The sequence below is a fragment of the Pseudoalteromonas sp. SWN29 genome, assembly GCF_015864465.1.
Lineage (GTDB): Bacteria > Pseudomonadota > Gammaproteobacteria > Enterobacterales > Alteromonadaceae > Pseudoalteromonas.
This window is the reverse complement of record NZ_JADYXE010000013.1, coordinates 39301-61326: the sequence shown is the minus strand read 5'-3', so window position 1 is coordinate 61326 and position 22026 is coordinate 39301. Positions and strand designations below refer to the sequence as shown.

Genomic DNA, 22026 nt, shown 5'->3' with positions numbered 1-22026 from the left:
CAATAAGTTATACCTATAAAAAACACAGTATTCAAATAAAATCATTTTTATTCAACAGCTTAACTTTAAATTTTACTTGGCATTGTTAATGCAATAACAATAATCTAACAACATTAGAGTTTCACTATGCACACACACAATAAAACGCGCCAAGAAAAGGACTTGCTAGGCACCGCTGATATACCTGCAGATGTTTTACACGGCATCCAAACACAGCGCGCTATCGATAATTTTAATTTAAGTGGCGTACCTATTAACCACTTCCCTGAACTAATTAAAGCACTCGCGATGGTAAAACAAGCATGTGCAATTACTAACAATCAGCTAGATTTATTATCCGGCGAAAAACTCAACGCAATAAATGCAGCTTGTGAGAAGTTAAAACAAGGCCAGCATCATGATTCGTTTTTAGTTGATATGATTCAGGGTGGCGCTGGCACATCAACAAACATGAATGCCAATGAAGTAATTGCTAATTTAGCTTTACAAAATTTAGGTCATTCACTTGGACAGTATCAGTACTTGCACCCAAATGACGATGTTAATAAATCACAGTCAACCAACGATATCTATCCGACCTCAGTCCGATTAGCTATTTTAATGAGCCATGGCGCATTAGTAGACTCATTAAAGTCACTGCGCGATGCCATGCTGGTTAAAGCCGATGAGTTTTCTCACGTTATTAAAATGGGCCGTACACAATTACAAGATGCGGTTCCTATGTCGCTAGGGCAAGAGTTTAAATCGTTTGCGAGCACATTAACCGAAGATGTAGACAGAATTGCTCACCTTAGTGAACTATTAACAGAAATAAATTTAGGTGGCACCGCGATTGGTACCGGTATTAACGCGCATCATCAATTTGGCGAACTATCGGTTAAAACCTTAAGTGAACTATCGGGCTTTAAAATGATTTTAGCCAGCGATTTAATCGAAGCCAGCTCAGACATGGGTGCCTTTGTATTATTTTCTAGCATGCTAAAACGCCTCTCTATTAAGCTTTCAAAAATTGCTAACGACTTACGCTTACTAAGCATGGGCCCTCGCGCTGGTATTGGTGAAATAAATCTGCCGCCACAGCAGCCTGGTAGCTCAATTATGCCGGGCAAAATTAACCCAGTAATTCCTGAGGCTGTTTCTCAGGTGGCTTACAAAGTTATTGGTAATGATTTATCGGTCACTATGGCGGCTGAGGCAGGCCAATTACAACTCAATGCGATGGAGCCATTAATTGCCTACAGCGTTCTTGATTCGATCACACTGCTTACTCGTGCAATGCACATGTTTGAACATAAATGCATTAGCGGCATTACAGCAAATGTTGAGCACTGCCGAGCTCAAGTAACTAATAGTATTGGCATTATAACAGCCGTAAATCCTTATATTGGCTACGAAAATGCGTCACGCATAGCCAAGTTAGCACTTAGCAGCGGAAGAGCTGTACTCGATATTGTTCGTGAGGAAGGCTTACTGAGTGAAGAAAAGCTGCTCGAAATTACCAATATCGACAACCTTATCAATCCAAAAATAAAATAACTTCCATTAAATATTATAAATAATCGGAAATAAAAAATGACTAATACAACAAGTATAAAAAGTAGCGAGCCTAAAAAAATGCCGTTATGGCTAAAAATATTAATAGGTATGATTGCAGGCATAATCGCAGGTACGTTGTTAGGCAGCCATGCCGAAATGATAAAACCAATTGGACAACTATTTATTAGCGCTATTAAAATGTTGATTGTTCCTCTTATATTTTGTTCTTTAATTGTGGGTGTTACCTCAATGAAAGATACGACAAAACTAGGAAGAATTGGCCTTAAATCCATCCTATTTTATTTAGCAACAACTGCCATTGCTATTTCGATAGGCCTTGGTTTAGGAATATTTTTTGAACCTGGTGTTGGTTTAAATATGGTTGCCAGCTCAGTTGCTGAGGTGAAGCCTAGCTCTACCTTAATGGACACTATTGTTGGCTTAGTACCAAAAAATCCTGTTGGGTCTTTAGCCTCTGGCAACATTTTGCAAATTATAGTCTTTGCACTTAGCTTAGGTATTGCTTTAAACCTAATTGGTGAAAAAGGCCAACCTGCTGTAAAAATGTTTGAAAGCTTAGCTGAGGCTATGTACAAACTTACTGAACTAGTAATGAAACTTGCACCTTATGGTGTATTTGCATTAATGGCATGGGTTTCTGGTAAATATGGTTTAGATGTTTTACTTCCTCTTATTAAAGTGATTGGTTTAGTGTATTTAGGCAGCTTAATACATGTTCTTGTTTTAGGTGGCGGCTTTGTAGGCTTACTTGGAAAGCTCAACCCTACGCGTTTTTATAAAGGCATTATTGAAGCTCAAGTTATTGCATTCACCACCACAAGTAGCTCAGGGACTTTGCCTGCAAGTATTAAGTGTGCAACACAAAACCTAGGTGTATCTCGTACAGTATCGAGTTTTGTTTTACCTGTTGGCGCAACTATTAACATGGACGGTACAGCCCTGTATCAAGGTGTTTTAGCGCTATTTATTGCTCAAGCTTTTGGTGTTGACCTATCTACTACCGACTATCTAACAATTATTGCGACAGCCACATTAGCCTCAGTTGGCACCGCTGGCGTCCCTGGTGCGGGCTTAATAATGCTATCACTTGTACTTACTACAGTAGGTTTACCGCTTGAGGGTATAGCGATTGTTGCCGGTATTGACCGTATTTTAGATATGGCACGCACCACAATAAACGTAACAGGCGACTTAATGGTTACTTTATTAATTGGTAAAAGTGAAGGCGAGCTTGATATCGCTATTTACAACCGTGATGACGTAAAAACAACAGCAGCTAAGCAATAACTAAGCACGCGTTACTCATTTTTAAAGAGAACAAACATGTTAAATAAAATTACCTACCTAACACTTGCACTTAGCTCTTTGGCTGTTATAAAACCAGCGCATGCTGATATAACAATCCAAGGCTTAAATGGTTTAGACGCTGTAAAGCTATTTGGTGATATGCGCATGCGCTTTGAGCGCACCGATGGCGATACGATAGATTCAACAAGTCGTGCCCGCTTACGCGCTCGTTTTGGTATTAAATATGCTGCTACAGAAGACTGGTCTGCGCAAATGCGCTTTAGAACAACATCGAGCGCACACGATTCTACTCATCAAACATTTGGCATAAGTAATACCACTGACAATGATGACTTTGGCTTAGACCGAGCTTTTATGAAATACACAGGTCTTGCTAATACCAGTATTTATATTGGTAAAGCCGCTGCTGTTTACATGCATTCATCTGAGTTATTGTTTCGTGACGATATTGCCCTTGAAGGTGTGCAAGCTAATTGGACAAACAATACATTTAGCGTAAATGCAGGCCATATTATTCTTGAAGAAAACGTAGATAATGGCGAGGGTAAGCGCGATGCAAGCTGGCAGCAACTTCAAGGTGTTTACGCTGTAGAATTTAAGGGTATTAAATTTAAAGCCGGTATTGGTAGTATTTTCGTAAGTGCCTCAGATAGCGCATATGCGAGTGCCGAGTCAGGACTCGATGACGATCAAGCTGGCGATGTTATGACCTATAATGCCGATTTAAGAATGGGACCATTTCGTTTAGCTGCTGACTACTATACTAGCGACGCACAAAGTGATGAAACTGCTTATACCGTTCATGCTCGTTATCAAATAAATAAAGAGTTTGGTGTACGTTTTTATGTACTACACACAGAAGCTTACGCATTACCTATGAATGGTGCATTTACACAAACAAATACACCCGGTTCATACACCAATATTAAAGGAACACGTGTACAGCTCGATTATAAAATAGCTGACAATTTGAATGCTGATTTAAGGTGGTATAGCGTCGATAATCTTAATAAAGATATTGCTACAAATAACGAAGGGCGTGACCGTATACAGGTCAACCTTAATATGAAGTTCTAATATTTACATACTGTTAACCAAGCGATTTGAATTTTTAATTTAAATCGCTTTTTTTTCAATAAAAATTTACCTTGCTGATATTATAAACACCCTCAAAAAGGTTAAATAACGCTGAATAAACAATATAAAGAGATTTTTATCTTTATATTCATTTATTTACAATTAATTTATGCAATATCAACTAAATATTTGTATGGGTACCTAATTTCTATAAAATGAAAATAGATATTATAGTCCACCTGCATACAATAATAAGTATGTTCAAACTCATTTAAATATATAACGAAGGAAGAGGTTTAATTAATTTGCTTTCATTTTATCAAACAAAGTATCGTACGTTTGAAATGCTATTTATTGGTTTATTGAGTTTTAGCATATCTATATGCAAAGCACAGGATTACGAATTACCATCAGCAGAACCAAAAAACAATCAAATTATAATTGGCGGTGATTACAACTACCCTCCATACGAGTTTACTGATAGCAGCGGAAAATTCACGGGTTATAATGTTGAATTAAGCCAAGAAATAGCAACCGTTATGGGCTTAAATATCAAAATAAAATTAGATGCATGGGAAAGTATTCGCGATCAATTTGATCGAGGTGAGATAGATATCTTACAAGGTATGGCAGCAACGCCTGAGCGTACCGATATTTATAATTTTAGTCCGCATACTTATGTTAACCACTCTATATTTGCACGAGACGACAGTCCAAAAATATCTGATTATACCCAGCTTGGCGGCTACCGTGTAATAGTTCAGGCTAATGGTTCTGCATTTGATATGTTAAATGAATCCAATTTAAATATTATTCTTATACAGGTAGAGACTCATGCCGATGCACTACGTTTACTGTCCTCTGGCCGATACGACTTTGCTGTTGTGTCTAACTTACCCGGTTTGTATCTAAGTAAAAAATTAGGACTTTCTAATATTACCGCCATTTCTAGCCTAGAAAGAAACCGCCTGTACGGATATGCCACTAAAGCAGGTGACGAAGCACTTATTTCGCAATTTGCCCAAGGCCTCGCTATTTTAAAAAATACGGGTCGACAACAAGAAATATACGATAAGTGGTTTGGGCCATTAAAAGTTTCTCCTTGGTCAAAGGCCGGTATTGCCATTGGTATATTTATAGTTGTGCTGTTATTTATAAGTACCATTGTCATTATTTGGAATAAAGCGCTGCGTAAAAAAGTAGAAAGCCGCACTAACGAGCTTCAAGCACAACAATTACAACTTTTACACGCTGATAAAATGGCCTCATTAGGCGTACTGGTATCAGGCGTTGCTCATGAAATAAATAATCCATGTAGTATATTAACGCTTAACTTTCCGTTTGTTAAAGAAGTGTTTGAGCAAACCGCAGAAGTACTCGACGAGCATCAGTCACTACATGGTGATTTTTTAATTGCTGGCGTTGGCTATAACAGATTAAGAAACATGCTCCCCGAAATACTCGATGATATGCACGTAGCAAGTAACAAAGTAAAAGGCATAGTTGAAGATCTAAAGAGTTTTGCCGTAAAAGGCGAAACCGCTCACGAAAAAACTGAGCGCCTTGATTTAAATGAGTTAACTAGTCGCTCTTTGCGTCTTGTTAGTAATCAACTTAAAAACTCAACTAGTAATGTTGAAGTCAACCTCGCTAATAAGCTACCTACATTTTATGGTTCGGGAAGTAGAATTGAGCAGGTGATTGTTAACCTCATTTTAAATGCATGCCAAGCGCTTGAGGACAAAAGTCAAAAAATCACTATCACAACCTACTTTCATGCTAAGTACGATTGCGTAGTATTTACTATTGAAGATCAGGGGGTAGGCATTGATGCTAAAAATTTAATCAAATTAACTGACCCTTTTTACACGACTAAGCGCCAATCAGGCGGTACTGGTTTAGGATTATCGGTATCAGCTGGGATCGTAAGAGATCACCAAGGTAAAATAACATTCAAATCAACCCTAGGTCAGGGCACTAAAGTTAAGCTCTCACTACCACTAATACAAAAAGAGAATGAGCTATGAACCCAAGTTTGTACCCAAGTTTCCAAGTTTTAATTTGTGATGATGATACTCGCTTTTTACGTAGCATCTCTTTTGCAATTGAACGTTATTGTGGCATTAGTAATGTTATTCAATGTAGTGATAGTAGGGATGTGCTTACACAATTAGCCTCAGGTAATGTACGTGTTGTATTACTTGATTTAAATATGCCGCATATGAGTGGCGATGAATTACTCCCAAAAATAATCGAGTTATACCCCTATATTTCGGTTGTGATTATAAGCGGAATTAATCAGGTTGAATCAGCAGTCAAATGTATAAAGCTGGGCGCATATGACTACCATGTAAAAACTGAAGAGCCCGAAAGATTAAGTAACAGCATAATGCAGGTTATTCGTTATCAAGAGCTAAATTTAGAAAACCAAGCAATGCGCGGCCATATGCTCGAAAAGCAAAGTATTTTACACCCTGCATTTTCTAAAATAATTAGTGTAAATCATCAAATGCATAGCGCATTTAATTACATTGAGTCTATCTCCAACAGTCAGCAACCTATTTTGATCACAGGTGAAAGCGGTGTAGGTAAAGAGTTAATAGCCAGAGCCATACACGAAACCAGTAGTTGTAGTGGTGAGTTAATCTGCGTAAATGTCGCAGGGCTTGATGATAACTTATTTTCAGACACCTTATTTGGCCATAAAAAAGGGGCATTTACAGGGGCAGATCAAGCGCGTAAAGGCATGATAGAAAAAGCGTCAGGTGGTATTTTATTCCTTGATGAAATTGGCGACTTAAGCCTTGCCTCTCAAGTAAAACTTTTGCGCCTATTACAAGAAGGTGAGTATTACCCTGTTGGTAGCGATACACCTAAAAGAATAAATGCCCGTATTATTGCTGCAACTCATCAAAACTTACATACAAAAAAAGAAGACGGCCAATTTAGAAATGACTTATATTACCGATTAAAAATTCATCATGTGAATATTCCACCACTAAGAGATAGAAAAGAAGATATTGCACTTCTACTTGAGCACTTTTTAACGTTGGCCGCCAATGAGTTTAATAAAGAACTCGCATCTATTCCTTCGAGCCTACTCGTTTTACTGGAAAACTACAGCTTTCCAGGAAATATTAGAGAGCTACGTGCAATGGCGTTTGATGCAATGAGCACACATCAATCAGGCGAGCTATCAATGAAAGCATTTAAAGGCATTTTAGACTCAATGCCCAATGTAGACATACATGCTCAACCAGAAAAGCCTTTATTTGAAGCTTCAGCCACTTTACCCACGTTGAAAAAAGCAGCAGATTTACTCGTTAAAGAAGCGATGAAGCGTGCTAATTCAAATCAATCATTAGCAGCACAGTTACTTGGTATATCTCAGCCAGCGCTAAGTAAGCGTTTGAAGAACATGCAGTAATTTTAATGAAAATTGAGACACAAAAAAGCCCGCAGTGTTAACTGCGGGCTTTTTATTGAATGAGTGAGTCAGCCGTATAAGCTGACAAGCAAATATTCCACCTAAATAAAAACAACAACTTAAGTAATTTCTAAACTGTGAGTGTCACACTAGGTGGCACACATTACAACCTCCAACTTAAATCATTCACCCAAGGAGTTTATTACTTTAAGTTCATAATCTTGATAGCTATCTAAGTATTGAGGATCAACATGACCAGACTCTAATATTGAATAGCTTATTGCTTTGCCATCATTTGCTTTCCGAGGCTGCCCATACCCAAAGAATTTTGCATACCTTTGTGGGGAAACCCCTTCAAAATTAATAAATAAAACCTTAGTAGGATCACTTTTATTTTCAGGGTGTGTTATTGAGTCACTGTGTAATTGCAAAGCTAAACTTTTTTCATAAGGCTCTATGTATACAACCCTTTTGATACCTGAGGCAACGATATGACGAGCGCATACATGGCATGGGTAAGTTGTACAATATAATACTTTATTCTCTGAACTTGAATTAGAGCTCCGAGCTAAACTAGTTATTGCATCCATTTCAGCATGAACGGCTCTTGAATACTCAATTAAAGATTTAGCTTTGGTATTATTTATAAGCTTATCTGCGAGATTTTCAGCATCTCCGATATTTGACTCTTCTAATATAGCTTTCATTTCATTTTTGAGAAGGGACTTATGCTTATCGTTATGACACTCTCGCCCATAGTTAAAGCACCTTTTATCACTCGTACTATTAGAGTTATAAAGGCCTCCTCCAAAAGAAGGAACATCATTACATCCTGTAGTAATTATATTACCACTTTCATCTGATATAGCAGCACCAACTTGACGAGATAGACATGCAGAACGAAGAGATGCAGAGAAAGCACTGAATATACCGGTTTCATCAACTGTAGGGGTTATATGCTCTGTGCCATGTATTAGATGTATGAACCTCTCAACTGAGCCTTTTAATATTTTAGTATCATCTATATTTCTTATGAAGTAATCAGATAAATATAAAGATTTTTCAACATGCTGACCAAATTTTTCAATGTCCTTCCTATCTCTGTTTATTAACTCACTTACTTGGACATCATTCATTTGATTGCTAGCTAAGTTTGCTTTTCTTTCAGCTTCATTTCTTAAAAGCCCTAACATGTAAAAGTTGTTTCTATAAACAACATTTAAGAGTTCAACTTCTTTTGGGTTTTTAATCTGGTTGATAATATAAGCTATTCTTGGAGAGTCTTCGTGAGAGTTGATTTTATTATTATCTTTTAGGTACTGCCTTCTTGTAGCGATTTCATCTATTGCTAAAGCTGAAAGCCTACTTTCACCTTTATCTTTACGAATTATATCACCTAAGTTTTGGAGTTCATTATAACGATGGTAGCCAACCAACTTTTTTAAATCATCATGCTTATCAGTACTTTGCTGTGCAATTATTAGTTCGCTTAGCCTGATATGCTCAACAGTATAGCCTTTTTGTACTAGCTGCTCTTCTAAGATTTCTTCTAATTCACTTACACCTGATCCGACAGCTCCACAAAGAGCTATTATTAGTTCATTTGAACGTCTGTTTTTTACAGCTGTGATTGGCTCGTCATTATTAGAGCTACTTATTTCTATAGTGGGATCTGTGGGGTTTATTTTAGCTATATTAGCGGGCTCTGCGGCCATGAGTAATTCCTTTTAATTAGGTAACTTAGGCCACTTTATCTTGTATTGTCTTACCAGTTCAAGTTTTTTGCAGCTTTTCTAACAGCAGCTCTTGCTTCCGATAACTTTTTTTCTTTGATAACGGTGCTTAAACACACAACATTTTTAGTCTCACTTTCATGTTGAGGTCTGGATTCCTTCCGAGTCATATTTTTATCAAAAACATACATAGCACTATTAATCCTATTAAAATTTATTCGCCCCACACAGAAGCAGCGCGGATTTTATTATTATATGTAGGCTAATGCAATACCCTACCCTCTTATACTAGTAGCATAAGAGGCCTGAAATTCACACATTTAAAGTTAGAAAAATGATATTTTTTTGTTACCGAAAAATATATTGAATATTAAATCTATTTAACCAACTGAAAGTATGGATGTTATACCATTGAGATATGCACAGCCTTATGGCTTCTGGGATATTCAACATCATCGACAGATATACACAGTATCAAAATATTATTTATATAATTAGAAACCAATTCGTCTTTTCGATGTTTTTAGATCACTTTCAACCTCTAATATTCCGAGTGCTTCCTCGGAACCTACATTTTTGCTTTTAAAGCGAAGCCTTCTCGCTAATATAGCAAAATCGCCAGCAGTTAAATTTACCATATCCTTTAATTGGTTCTTACTACCTATGCCTAGCTTAACTCCGACTACTTCCTCGAACAAACTAATAGCCTGTTGATGCCTGAGTGCCTGTAATTCGATCTTAAAGTCAATACGCCTGAGCAACGCCTTATCTAGTGCCTTAAAATGATTAGTAGCTATAAATAAAGGGTTTTGGAATCGCTCAATCTGCATTAGTAGCTCATTTACTTGGCTCACTTCCCATGACTTAGTAGCACCCTCACGTGACGTTAAAAGACTATCAGCTTCATCTATCAATAATGCCTTACCTTCATTACTAGCCTTTTCGAAAAGCCTAGCAATATTTCCTTCACTCTCGCCGACATACTTGCCTAACACGTCGGATGCCTTAACTGTTACTAAGCCCAAATCGTTCTCCTTACATACATAATCAACAAAAGCTGACTTGCCTGTGCCTGGCGGTCCAAATAATAAAATACGAGCTTCGGGGTGTTTTTCAATCGTTTTGGTAATATCAGTTAATGAGTGAAGGTCGCCTTTCAAATTACAGTAAGCTGGATCGAACTCTAATTCGGGCTTATAAACTAAGGCTTCTAAAGGCTCATTAGTTAACTTCAAAACTTCTGTTAGGTAAGTATTAGTGTACTCTTCAGCAACCGTACCTTTAACATTACAAATTTTACACAACGTTGCAGCATTATCTAACAGTGCAGGGGTAGCGGCTTCTGAATTAGCTAGCTTTTCCTTAAATCCCTTGGATAACCTCAATCCTTTAAAGCAACTTGATACCATATCAAGCTTCCCATTAGTCGGTAGGTTAGGCAATTCAACAATAAGACTAAACCGCCTTAAGCAACTAATTGGTATATTCTCAGGATGATTAGTTATCCATATAGTGGGCACAGCATTAACTTCAAGAAGTTGATGTAACCTATCTTTTGAGATTCGTGTACTTAGGCTAAATGATGCAAAAATATCTTCACATTCATCAATAAGTAGCCAAGCGTCACTTTGTGACTCAAACAAACGATAAGCCATCTTTAAATACTGTAGTCTAAGCTGAGTACTGCTTCGGCGAGAGTCTAGCTCATCGTCAGGGCTACTCAAATCTCCACCTTTCGCTTTTACTTCGTATAAATTAGCATTTATCTGGTTTACTAGCAGTTTGGCATATTGAGTTTTACCTACACCAGCAGCGCCATGTAATAGAATATTTACCCCACTCTTAGGCATGTCATCAATACCGCGACTGAAAGAAAAAGGTACATCAGAATCTAAATGTTCGAAGTCTGATATCCTTAAATTAGGCTTATTTGATAACGACACGACATTTGAAATCAAGTCAGAAAAATTACGGGCGTGCTTACAAGCTAATGCCTTTGCAAAACCACTATGCATTTGGAGCATGTCTTCACTATCGTATATTGAACTGCTCCATAACCCGCTCTCAGCCAGATTTTCAAAAGTGCTCTTCAATGTAAGGTAGTCAACATTTAAAGCCTCCGAGAGCAACTGATGCAATACGTTGTCGCTTAGGCCTTGGTGTGTTTCCAATAATTCATTGAATGCAGGGTTAAGGCTGTTTACTACTATTAAGGCTAGAAGATTTACAGACTCTTTAGGTAACTGAAACGTCTTCCTTAATATATGACAATTCTTCTCTAGCAATGTCATAGCTCTTACCTTAGAGTTTACACTTTTAAAGTGCTTATATACCGCTTCGGTGTATTCTTGTGAGTTACTTTGAGGATAGCTAAATGCCTTACCAGTGATGCTACGAATCGTAATAGGCTTCAAGCCTATCAATACGTCTTTATCAAATAATGAGCTATTCAAAAGCCTAAACGAAAAGTTCGAACCTAATTCATATAATTCTCGCTCTAAACTCATAATGATGACCCATAGCTTAAAGCCAATGCAGCTTGCCTCTGGGTTTCAATGCCTCTTTTGTCATATAGCTGTGTAGTAGTTACATTCGCATGGCCCGCCATTTTACTTACAGTAAGAAGATCTACATTTAAGCTTAATAACCGTGTTATGAAAGTCCGACGTAAGTCATGGGGAGTAAAAACTTGGCCTAGAATCTTTTTCGTTTTCTTAGTAACTATAAGATATAAGGCACCTGAGGTAAGGGGCTGAATAACTTTGCCTTGCTTAGTAAATAAAGGCCCCTTTTTGTTGCCTCGTAATCTAAGCCACCTATTTAAGACTGACTCAGCCCAATCAGGCAAAAATTGCTGTCTGCCCTTTGACCCCTTACCTTTTTCGATTAGTATGCTGTGGGATTCGGGGCAATAATTGTTTAGATGAAGGCTACACAATTCTGAACGGCGCAAGCCTGTAGCGAGCATAATAGATATAACAGCATGATTCCTTACCCCAACCTTTGAGATAATTTTTGAAAGGCTACTTAATAATAAGTTAGCCTGAGCATGGGTAAGAGCCTTACCCTTTTCAATCGCTTTACCTTTAATACTAGGCACTGACTTAATACGCATCATGGCTTTATGTTCAATCACATCTAATTTAAATGCTGTATCTGCAACACCTTTTATTATCTGTAATGCATGATTTATCGTTCTAGCAGACTTACCCTGTTCACTAAAATGCAGCTTTAGGATTTCAAGCTGCGCATAAGTCAATAAATGAAAAGGCAGTAAATCAATTGGGTCATTCCACTCAAATACTTTTTTAGCTTCATTTAATTGAGAGATTGCTGATCTTCGACCAGAAACGGCCAATCTATTAAGATATACTTTTACTGGGTTTGTATTTTTCATATATAGCTCCAATTTATTGAGTTATATAGTTAGCACTTACAAACTTTAAAAGTTAACCTTATTTTTTGCACCTTGTATAAATGCTTAAAATAAAAGCTAAAAAGGTGGATTATAAAAATTCAATGATTTAGATTATATTAAATAGAATTTTTAAGGTGACAATATGGAAGTCGCACTTTGCACAGTTGATAATAAAGAATGGAACGCAGATAATTTTTTAGCTCTTGGTGAAAAAAATATCGTAACAATGCGAAGAAATCTAAAGTGCATATCTTGCGGAGGAGATGCTTGGTTTAGAAAAGCCAGTTATGGGCAGAAAGTACCCCATTTTTGTGCGCATCACTTAGAAGACTGTATTGCAGCTACTAGTTATGAATTAATTGATGATGGCGATGGCGATGGCGATGGCACTGAACCAACAAGAAGCCCCGATAGTGGAATTACCTTAAACTTAGGCACTGAGAAAGATTATAAGATTGATATTGAGGCACCAGAACCTCTGCATCATCCCCCTAGCGGCCAAAAACCATCAAAAATTCAAGTAACTAACTCTAATGGTAAAGATTTTCCTGCACACCTATCATTGAAAAATACCCTATATAAACTAGTTCGTTCAGATAAGCTTTACTCATCCAAGACAAAAGTCACAATTCCTAACACACCGTTTAGGGGCCTGCCCCAAACAGCTAATGAGCTATTCGTTAACTTTAAAAGTGTTAACCATAACTTACATGATAAAAATCGCATCTATTGGGGCTTTATTAGTGATGCTGGTTTTACCTCTGATGGGAGATTATGGCTCAACGCAGGGAATAGAACTGATGGGCTAAGCGTTGCTATAAGTCCTGAAATAACAAATGAATTTAGACAATATTTTAAGGTTAAAGAATCACTTGAGCTTCTAGAAGGTTGCCACGCATTAATTATAGGTAATTGTTATATAGCATCTACAGGAAAGCCTGTTATTTGGTGTAGTGGATTGGATTACATCGTATTAAGACAATACAACTTTAAAGCTAGCTAGACTTTTATGTCTCACTTCTTATAAAAGTAACGGTCATTAAAAAGAAAAGGATTAGAAATGGTTACAAATGAAATGCTCTTGCAACTAGAAGATCATTTAAAATGTAGTGAATTTAACTGGTTACTAGGTGCCGGCATTAGTTACGACGCCAATCTTCCATTGATGTACCCATTAACAAATAAAGTAAAAAAAGAGATAAAAGAACTTAATAAGGAAGTCTATGATGACATCTTAGTTCCATTAATAAATGAGTTACCAGAAAATAGCCACATAGAGCACTTATTAAGCCATCTAGGTGATTATGCTGCTTTAGCTGAAAGAAACAGAGAAAAAAAAGCCTATATAAATGGAGTTGCAATAGAACTTGCTGATTTAGAAAATGCTCACTACTTAATAATTTCGAGCATTTCTAAAACAATAAAATCAGGCTATGTCGAGGATGAAAATGGTAATACTAAAATAGAAGGTACTCCCTCTGCTCCTATAGTTTGTATTGCATCACACCGGAATTTTATCGATGCTCTATTTAATTACTCATCTGCGGGAATATTCGAGCGACGCAAACCTATTAATCTTTTTACTACTAACTACGATACTTTAATAGAAGATGCACTAGCTTTACAAAGAGTCTCATACTGGGATGGGTTTTCTGGAGGGGCTGTAGCTCACCGAACATTAAAGTATGGAGATAATCTACCGCTGTCTGGCTACAGAGCCCACCTAATAAAAATGCATGGCTCAATCGACTGGTACCTATGTGAGAAAGGTTATGTGTGGCGTGTTAGAGATAATGACACTTACCCTAATACAGCCCGTAGAGTACTTATTTACCCACAAGCAACCAAGTATATTGCAACACAACAAGACCCATTCTCCACACAATTTGATTTATTTAGAAAAACTCTAAACTCAGAAAATAGTAATGTTTTAGCTATCTGTGGGTATAGTTTTGGTGATGATCATATAAATAACGAAATTGAATTTGCCTTAAACAAAGAAGCAAATAAAACCGTAATTGTCGCATTCGTCGAGTGCTCAACAGAAATTCCTGAATGTTTGAATAGGTGGCGCTCGAGGGAATATGGCCGAAGAGTTTTGATAGTATCTTCTAAAGGCTTATATGTAGGTAACGATACACCTATTAAGCGAAAGGAAGGCGATGATTTTTGGTGGACATTTGATGGAATGACATCAATCTTAAAGAATGGGTGTGAAGTCTAATGTTTATACCAAATGATGAATTAAGAATCGGTCAAGTTGTAGAGGTTTCAGGGACTACGATAAAAGTTGAAATTTCCAACAAAGTTGCAGAATTATCAAGAACATTTAACGGACGAGTTTATCCTATTGGTCAAATAGGTAGTATGGTAAAAATTCACTATGGCAGAAAAGTCATTTTCGGATTAGTAACAATGTTGAGAATGAGATCTGAAGAATTGCTCGAGCTAGGAACTCCGATTAGTGCAGATGCTGATCAAAGGTTAATGGAAGTACAGTTATTAGCCGAAGGAAGTTGGAATAGTTCTGAAGAAAAGTTATCTTTTAGGAGAGGTATAAAGACATACCCACTACCTCAGCAGGGGGTCTACTTACTAACTAACGAAGAAGTTGGTAATGTCTACAGCTCAGCTGAAGGTGAAACAAACCTTATTGCCAGCCCTCTCGTTCCTTTTGCTTCGTATAGTGCTTCTGAGTCTACAACTTGTCGTGCTGATATCAATAAAATGTTTGGTATGCACTGTGCAGTTCTAGGCTCAACCGGTTCAGGTAAATCTGGAACCGTAGCTGCAATCATTCATAGTGTGCTGTCCCATCAAGTAAATAAGACAGAGCTATCCCCCCAAATAATCATAATTGATCCACACGGAGAGTATAGCTCTGCTTTTAAAGATCGGGCAGTATTATATCGTGCTTATGGATTAATTACTGATACAGATGACCAAGTAGAAATTAAGCTACCTTATTGGCTGATGTCCTCAGACGAGTTTACTAATCTTATTATTGGTAAAACGGAACATAGCGCTACAAGTCAGAATAATGTTGTACAAAAGGCATTAGCTCATGCTCGAATGGTAGCAGCTGGTATAGTTAAACCAGCCCCAACAGAGTTTGGGACTGAAGTATTTAATAACCTAGAAAGCTTAGACGAACCATTGCTTTGCGATGGGCATGAAAGATCCGAACTCTTTGAATTTGACAGGGATAAGCCTAGACCGTTTTGTTTAGATGAATTCGTCAATCATATTAAATACATCCAAGGTGGTAGGATAAATAAAACTAAGCATGAATCACTTACACTTTCAGATCTAGCAAAGTCACCAGTCCCGTCGGTACTAGATAAGTTAAAAGTACTTCGCAGAGATACAAGACTGTCATTCATGATGAGAAACTGGATCTCTGACGATAAAGAAATAAAGCTGTATGAAGTTTTGAACCAGTTCGTGGGCACCCCACAAGAGGCCAAAAAAGATATACGTATAATTGATATATCAGGGCTACCAAACGAAGTAGCAGGTCCACTCACAGCTCTAATTGCTCGCCTATTATTCCAATACAAAGTATTTCAAACACAGAATGAAAAAGAAAAAGATCCTCTTTTATTTGTATGTGAAGAAGCACATAGGTATGTGCCTGATAAAGGTGAAGCACAATATGCTGCGGCTCAAGAGGCTATTCGCCGAATAGCCAGAGAGGGAAGAAAGTATGGAATAGGATTGATGCTTGTTAGTCAGCGCCCTGCCGATGTTGATAGCACAGTTATTTCTCAATGTGGCACATGGGTAGTACTTCGCCTAACTAATTCAGCAGATCAACAGCACGTTGCCCGCTTCCTACCTGATGGTTTATCTGGCATGGTAGGTGCTTTACCAATTTTATCACAGCAAGAAGCCATATTTGTTGGAGAAGGGGCGGCTCTGCCTTCAAGAATTAGAATCCGAGATCTAAGTGCAGATCAGCTTCCGACGTCAAACACCATCCCATTTGCGCAAGGCTGGTCTAATGGCCGTCTTTCACCAGATGAATTAGAGGTGATAGCTAAGAGAATGACTGATAATTAAGCTTTCTTTCATGCGAGATATAAAAAGGTCATGTTAATAGAGATTAACATGACCTTTTTGATTAACTCTAAATTTAAGCTACAGAAGTTGATTTAATCAACCTTTTTAATTCACGTTTTATAAGCTTATTTTGTAACTGTTTTATGGCTACATGATCGAGTGTAACTTCAAATTCTTTTAAACTCTTAGAAAACTGCTGCCATTCAGCTCTAGTCAGTATCTTTCTCACAAGTGCATGACCTGTTAACTGCATGATTAAACAAAGATCCTTTTGTCCTTTAGGCATATTTTTAATATTATAAATATTAATGAATTGAAGTAACGAAGGTAGTCTCTTGTAACTCTCAAGTTTGACTCCCTCGGAAGTTTTGGGGAAACGATAAGGCCGGAACTGAGACTCAATCCTAGTATGGCTAAGTGAATTTTCTTTATCAGTATTTTGAGATAATCCCATTTCTGTACGCTTATCATATGTAATTACACGACATGCCCCCCTTTTCCCATGATACGTTGTATTCAGCCCCACACTACTTAAATAAGCTTCATGATATCTACATCTTGGCTTTATAAGTAAAAAATCTCTTACATGAGAGCCATATATATCAAGAGCTAGATCAACTCTTGTTATTCTGGCTCCTTTCGTCAGTTTTTCAGCTTTTTTACAACCTACAACTCTCGATAACTCTTTAAATAAAAGGGTAACAGCTTTTCTTGAATTCGAAGGATTAAACTCTATTTTTAAATTTCTTAATTTTGAATAGGTTGGACAACTTCCGATATACACAGTACCTTTAATCTTCTTTACCTTTTTTGTCGTTAGCTGATAGCTATCTTTATATTTTCCTTTTCTTCGTTTTTTAATCTTTTTAATTTTAGCTCTATCATTAGCCTCTAATTGTTTTATAAGTTTTTTACAATCAGACTCTTTTAAAGCTAAAGTTAAGCTTAACTTATCTATTGCTATGAATTCTTTTAGTACATCGCTTAAATTTAAATTAGGTAGTTCAATAGAGCTAAATGAATTACATGCTTCAACAACTTCACCACAGGATTTAAAAGATGTAATTTTGCCACCGCTATTATTTAGAGCACCCTCTAAGCCTTGAACAACACAAGTAAAGAGAGCCTTAAATATACTATCCTCTTTACTCTCTTTACTTGATGTATTACTAGTGTTGTTAATGATGATGTTATACAAATCATCATTGTTTATTTTTTTTTGATTCATAAATATTATCTTTAGTTAGTAAAGGTAATATTTACACTTTTTGAAATGAAAGCTTAAAACTCATGAATTCACGCTAAAAACTCATGAAATCATGTGAACACTCATGAATTCACCACATGAAATAATGAGCTAATAGTTAGTGTTTTAATCTGTATAAATATAGAATTCTGTCGAACAAACTAAATAAATAAATCGAGGATTATTATGAGCAAAAGAAATGTACCATATGCACATGTATTACTTTTCTCAGAGAAGTTACTACAACAACTAAGGCGCTCACCTTCGGAGGAAGCCCATGTAAAATCTTTGGAGAAAATATTAACTAAAAAAGTGGAAATTAAACAAAAATTCACTTTAAAAAGTTATAATAAAAAAGACGAGATGGTACTAAATAGCATACGTAAAAAAGGTAAAGTCGATATGAAAGCTTTAGAAGCTTACCTTGAAGAGTTTCGTGATCTAGTCCTAAGCTTACCTAAAGATTCATATAAAAAATGGAAAGACAGCTGTCGTAAATTTGCTTCTAATAAAAATGGAAAAACTATCTTTGTAGATAATGATACCTTAAATAGTATTTCAAACTTTATTAGTAAACTACCCAAAGGTGACTCCTCTGATGAAATATTTGAGTTCAGCCCAGAAGATGCCTGTAGGGCTGACTTTAAAGAGGCATTAATTAAGGTTTTCGATCAATTGACTCAAAATACAGCCGAATTAAAGAAGCTGAAAAAAAAGATAAAGAAGATGAAGGCCTCTAAAAATAAATCAGAAAAATAGACCTTCCCTTTAACACGAGGTTTAATTCGTAAATTGTACTAGGTCAAACTTGAATTAACAGTTACCCATTTTTACAATCTGTCCATTTGGTTTAAGCTCAGTTTATCTTATAACCTTCAACCACCCGACTAAGCTTAGCTATTGGGGCTGTATGGTGAGTATAGTTATCAGTAATCCCACCACTCGAGAGCTCATGACCAACAACTTGCTGAAGTATATATAGTTCGATAGGTTCTAGGCTTTCATTTCTAATTTTTGTAATAAATGAATGCCTAAAACTATGGAAAGAGCGTATGTGAGCAAGCTCTGTCGCAGAACTAACATTCATTTTTTCCATTAATCGACCAAACCAAGCTGTGATTGTATTTCTATTTTCAATTCCATCAAGCAAACGACCCTTATTAGTGCTTATTAAATCTAGAAAGCCATATTCAATTAGTTTTGAGTGAACAGGTATCCGCCTACGAGCATTTTCTGTTTTGATTTTTTGAGACTCATGCTCATCTGTAATTAAGATGTAAAAAAGATTACTATCTGAATCTTGTTTAATATCAGCCCCTCGTAATTGGAACAACTCCCCCCGCCTAGCCCCTGTATATATTGCCAATAACAGGCTCCATTTTTTCCAGCTAGTCTCTTCTGTTAATGCATATGCTTCAAAGTTTTTTAGTTCCGTATTCGTAAATGGACCGCGTTTATTTTGTGTAAAATCTCGCTTTATCCTACATGGCGTTTTCTCGATGTAGCCAATTGTGTCTTTTCCAGCAAAAGAAAATACACTTTGCAACCACTTGTAATAGCCCTGAACTGATTTTGGTGCTATTCGCTTATCTTCGGGTACATCTGCTGTTACACGCTCTAACATAGTCATTTTATTAAACGGAGCTACATTCATTTTTGGCAAGTCAAAACACTGATCAATAAAAATACCGATATTCTTTGGTTCATATGAAGCAATGTCGGCATCTTCAGTCAGTAATTGCCAAACAATGTAACAACGCTCATAGTCTTTTTGCATTTTTTCACTAAGGTTTTCTTTTTCGATTTTAAAGTTTAAGAATTCTTGGTAAACACTACTAAAAAGTTTGATTTTTTTATTCTGCGTAAACTCTTGTTCAGGATAGATTATAGGGTTGCTTATAACTTTACTTTTTATTAGCCCCTCAATCTTCCTGACCTTAATAATATCTTTACTAAAGACAGCATCGGCTAACTCTTTAAGCAATAGTTCTGAGCTGATGAGCTTCTCATTGAATATTTTATAGTTTATCGCGCTCAATGGAGTTTCAAACCCATATTTATTAGCTAATTGGTCTATCTTAAAGGTATTATTCTGCTCCTTAGCAGTCCCCCCATAGTAGAGTTCATCGTCATCATTGAGATTAAAGCTACTTTTATTTGGATAGTCTGTTTTCAATTCGCCGCCATTGAATAGATACATCATATGAGCCATATAACGTACTTCAACATCTATATTTTTATTGGTATGAACTTCTTTTAAGCTTCGTTTATCCACTAGTAGAAATAATTTAGATACATAGGCAACCAAACTGAGTAACTCAGGGTTAGACTCTATAGGTTCGTTTTGTATCATGTCGCTTAAATTTTCGTACTTCTGACACAAATCAAAGAAAATTTGCCTAGTTTCTGTGCCAATTGTATTGATACTTGGATCACTTGTAGTGTCCGAGGTAATTTGGACACGACTTAAAGCATTAGTAACATTTATGTTATCTTTAAAAACCACCTCTTCAGAAGCTAAAATTTCATCTATATGATACTGCTCAAGTTGTTTCTTCATATCCAGCTTAATCGCATTAATTACTTGTTCTTTTTGTAGTTTATCAGACATTTTATGATATAGGGGTAAAGAGATTAAGCTGTTGACGATAGGAGTTAGATATTTAATAAGAACAAGAGCACGGTTTAAACTCTGGGTATTTAAAGAAATTCTAATATCTTTTTTTAAGAAGGATTTTGGAAGTTTATATCGAAAGTAAAATGTACCTTTACGAATATATAGATATTCGGCACCTGCAACTGATTTCATAATGGCCTCTTGGTGAGGTCGTTGCTTTGCGGTGGCACAGCTCGGTGGCACACTAGGTGTCACAATTGCTTTTTCTTATAATAAGCTTCCAAAAACCGCCTGAAAATCAGGCGGTTATGGAAATTTATGAGTCAGCCGTATAAGCCGGGTTTTGTCCTTTCCGAAGAAAGTGATAATCATTCGTCTAGGCCATAAATCGCTCTATGGCTCAAGCAACCTACCCGGTTCCAACGTGGGCCACGCCATAAGGAACCCTATTTGGTCTTGCTCCGAGTGGAGTTTACCTTGCAACCGACTATTACTAGCGGCCCGGTGCGCTCTTACCGCACCCTTTCACCCTTACCAACCCGAAGATTGGCGGTCTCCTCTCTGCTGCACTTGTCGTGGGCTCACGCCCCCCAGCCGTTAGCTGGCACTCTGCCCTATGGAGCCCGGACTTTCCTCCCCCTGATCATTTTCGTCACAGGCAGCGATCATCTTGGCTGACTCGGCGCGCAGTATACATGAGGCTAATACCAAGCGCAGTAAAATTTACTCTTTTTCTTCAATAATTGTTTTATATAAAGCGTTTTTCTTCATACCAAAGTATTCAGCAACCACACCACACGCCTTTTTCATTGGCATTTCACTTTCAAGAAGTGCCAGCATTTTGCGCGCTTCAGGCGGAACATCGTCTATCTGCTTTGGTTTACCTGGAAGCATCAGCACTATTTCGCCGCGCTGCTTAGTAGGATCATCCGTCAAAAACTGTTTTAGCTCGCTTACGCTACCGTTAAAAAATGTTTCAAACGTTTTAGTTAGCTCTTTAGCAAATACAACTTGTTGCTCATCGCCAAGGGCTAGCGCTAAATCATCAAGGCTTGCCATAATACGGTGCGTACTTTCGTACATTATACTAGTAATGCCCGAGTTAACTGCTTCGGTAAAAAAGTCTTGGCGAGCTTTACTTTTAGCGGGCGTAAAACCAATAAACTGAAAGCGGTCGGTTGGCAAGCCTGAACAACATACGGCTGTAATTGCAGCACATGCACCGGGTACGGGTGTAACATTAGCGCCTTGTTCGCGGCATAAGTTTACAACGGCATAACCTGGGTCACTAATAAGCGGTGTACCAGCGTCGGATACTAAAGCAATATTTAAACCTTGATTTAGTTGATCGATAATTTGCTGTGCTTTTTGCTTTTCGTTGTGGTCATGTAATGCAAACGTTTTTGCCTTAATACCAAAGTGGCTAAGTAGCTTGCCAGTATGGCGAGTGTCTTCAGCAGCTATTAAGTCAACCTGCGATAATGTCGCGATGGCACGGTGAGTTAAGTCGTCATAATTGCCAATTGGGGTGGCAACAATGTAAAGAGTGCCAATTTTCTGTGAATTCTCCTCATTTAACAT

15 protein-coding genes and 1 other RNA gene are annotated in these 22026 nt (G+C 37.2%); 9 read left to right on the top strand and 7 right to left on the bottom strand.

Annotation, left to right across the window (positions count from 1 at the left end; all coding sequences use genetic code 11):
• The first annotated feature begins 126 nt into the window (after positions 1–126).
• From I6F53_RS07035 to I6F53_RS07015, 5 genes are all read left to right on the top strand, one after another.
• Positions 127–1536: an aspartate ammonia-lyase gene (locus I6F53_RS07035; RefSeq protein WP_197239016.1), complete on the top strand. Its 1410-nt coding sequence runs from the start codon at positions 127–129 to the stop codon at positions 1534–1536.
• A gap of 36 nt (positions 1537–1572) precedes the next feature.
• A complete protein-coding gene (locus tag I6F53_RS07030; RefSeq protein WP_197239015.1) occupies positions 1573–2844 on the top strand; it encodes a dicarboxylate/amino acid:cation symporter in 1272 nt (423 codons plus the stop codon).
• A 36-nt stretch (positions 2845–2880) separates the two neighbouring features.
• Positions 2881–3942 (top strand): putative porin, encoded by a 1062-nt coding sequence (locus I6F53_RS07025; RefSeq protein WP_197239014.1) that lies wholly within the window; start codon positions 2881–2883, stop codon positions 3940–3942.
• Between the two features lie 305 nt (positions 3943–4247).
• Positions 4248–5969 carry a transporter substrate-binding domain-containing protein gene (locus tag I6F53_RS07020; RefSeq protein ID WP_197239013.1) on the top strand — a complete coding sequence of 574 codons (1722 nt, stop codon included), beginning with the start codon at positions 4248–4250 and terminating at the stop codon, positions 5967–5969.
• Positions 5966–7369, top strand: a complete 1404-nt coding sequence (locus I6F53_RS07015) for a sigma-54-dependent transcriptional regulator (RefSeq protein WP_197239012.1) — start codon at positions 5966–5968, stop codon at positions 7367–7369. The genes I6F53_RS07020 and I6F53_RS07015 overlap by 4 nt, the downstream gene beginning before the upstream one ends.
• Before the next feature lie 182 nt (positions 7370–7551).
• Here the strand turns inward: I6F53_RS07015 and I6F53_RS07010 are convergent, their stop codons facing one another.
• From I6F53_RS07010 to I6F53_RS07000, 3 genes are all read right to left on the bottom strand, one after another.
• A complete protein-coding gene (locus tag I6F53_RS07010; protein ID WP_197239011.1) occupies positions 7552–9084 on the bottom strand; it encodes an anti-phage dCTP deaminase in 1533 nt (510 codons plus the stop codon).
• 512 nt (positions 9085–9596) lie between these two features.
• Positions 9597–11609: an AAA family ATPase gene (locus tag I6F53_RS07005; protein ID WP_197239010.1), complete on the bottom strand. Its 2013-nt coding sequence runs from the start codon at positions 11607–11609 to the stop codon at positions 9597–9599.
• Positions 11606–12499 carry a tyrosine-type recombinase/integrase gene (locus I6F53_RS07000; protein ID WP_197239009.1) on the bottom strand — a complete coding sequence of 298 codons (894 nt, stop codon included), beginning with the start codon at positions 12497–12499 and terminating at the stop codon, positions 11606–11608. The genes I6F53_RS07005 and I6F53_RS07000 overlap by 4 nt, the downstream gene beginning before the upstream one ends.
• 163 nt (positions 12500–12662) lie before the next feature.
• Between I6F53_RS07000 and I6F53_RS06995 the strand changes: the two genes are divergently transcribed.
• Genes I6F53_RS06995 through I6F53_RS06985 form a run of 3 tightly spaced genes read left to right on the top strand, consistent with a single transcriptional unit; the run spans position 12663 to position 16582 of the window.
• The gene (locus tag I6F53_RS06995) at positions 12663–13523 is read left to right on the top strand and encodes a hypothetical protein (protein ID WP_197239008.1); all 861 of its coding nucleotides are present in this window, start codon (positions 12663–12665) and stop codon (positions 13521–13523) included.
• A gap of 57 nt (positions 13524–13580) precedes the next feature.
• The gene (locus tag I6F53_RS06990) at positions 13581–14744 is read left to right on the top strand and encodes an SIR2 family protein (RefSeq protein ID WP_197239007.1); all 1164 of its coding nucleotides are present in this window, start codon (positions 13581–13583) and stop codon (positions 14742–14744) included.
• Positions 14744–16582 carry an ATP-binding protein gene (locus I6F53_RS06985; protein WP_197239006.1) on the top strand — a complete coding sequence of 613 codons (1839 nt, stop codon included), beginning with the start codon at positions 14744–14746 and terminating at the stop codon, positions 16580–16582. The genes I6F53_RS06990 and I6F53_RS06985 overlap by 1 nt, the downstream gene beginning before the upstream one ends.
• Positions 16583–16655: 73 nt before the next feature.
• On the opposite strand, the gene I6F53_RS06980 is transcribed toward I6F53_RS06985, so the two are convergent.
• The gene (locus I6F53_RS06980; protein ID WP_197239005.1) at positions 16656–17810 is read right to left on the bottom strand and encodes a hypothetical protein; all 1155 of its coding nucleotides are present in this window, start codon (positions 17808–17810) and stop codon (positions 16656–16658) included.
• Between the two features lie 204 nt (positions 17811–18014).
• Here I6F53_RS06980 and I6F53_RS06975 point away from each other — a divergent pair, with 204 nt between their 5' ends.
• Entirely contained in the window at positions 18015–18587 is a 573-nt protein-coding gene (locus I6F53_RS06975; RefSeq protein WP_197239004.1) for a hypothetical protein, read from the top strand.
• Between the two features lie 97 nt (positions 18588–18684).
• Here the strand turns inward: I6F53_RS06975 and I6F53_RS06970 are convergent, their stop codons facing one another.
• From I6F53_RS06970 to rsmI, 3 genes are all read right to left on the bottom strand, one after another.
• The gene (locus I6F53_RS06970; protein WP_197239003.1) at positions 18685–20637 is read right to left on the bottom strand and encodes a site-specific integrase; all 1953 of its coding nucleotides are present in this window, start codon (positions 20635–20637) and stop codon (positions 18685–18687) included.
• Positions 20638–20761: 124 nt separating this feature from the next.
• An RNA gene (rnpB, locus tag I6F53_RS06965) (RNase P RNA component class A) lies at positions 20762–21126 on the bottom strand.
• Between the two features lie 42 nt (positions 21127–21168).
• A complete protein-coding gene (gene rsmI, locus I6F53_RS06960) occupies positions 21169–22026 on the bottom strand; it encodes a 16S rRNA (cytidine(1402)-2'-O)-methyltransferase (protein ID WP_197239002.1) in 858 nt (285 codons plus the stop codon).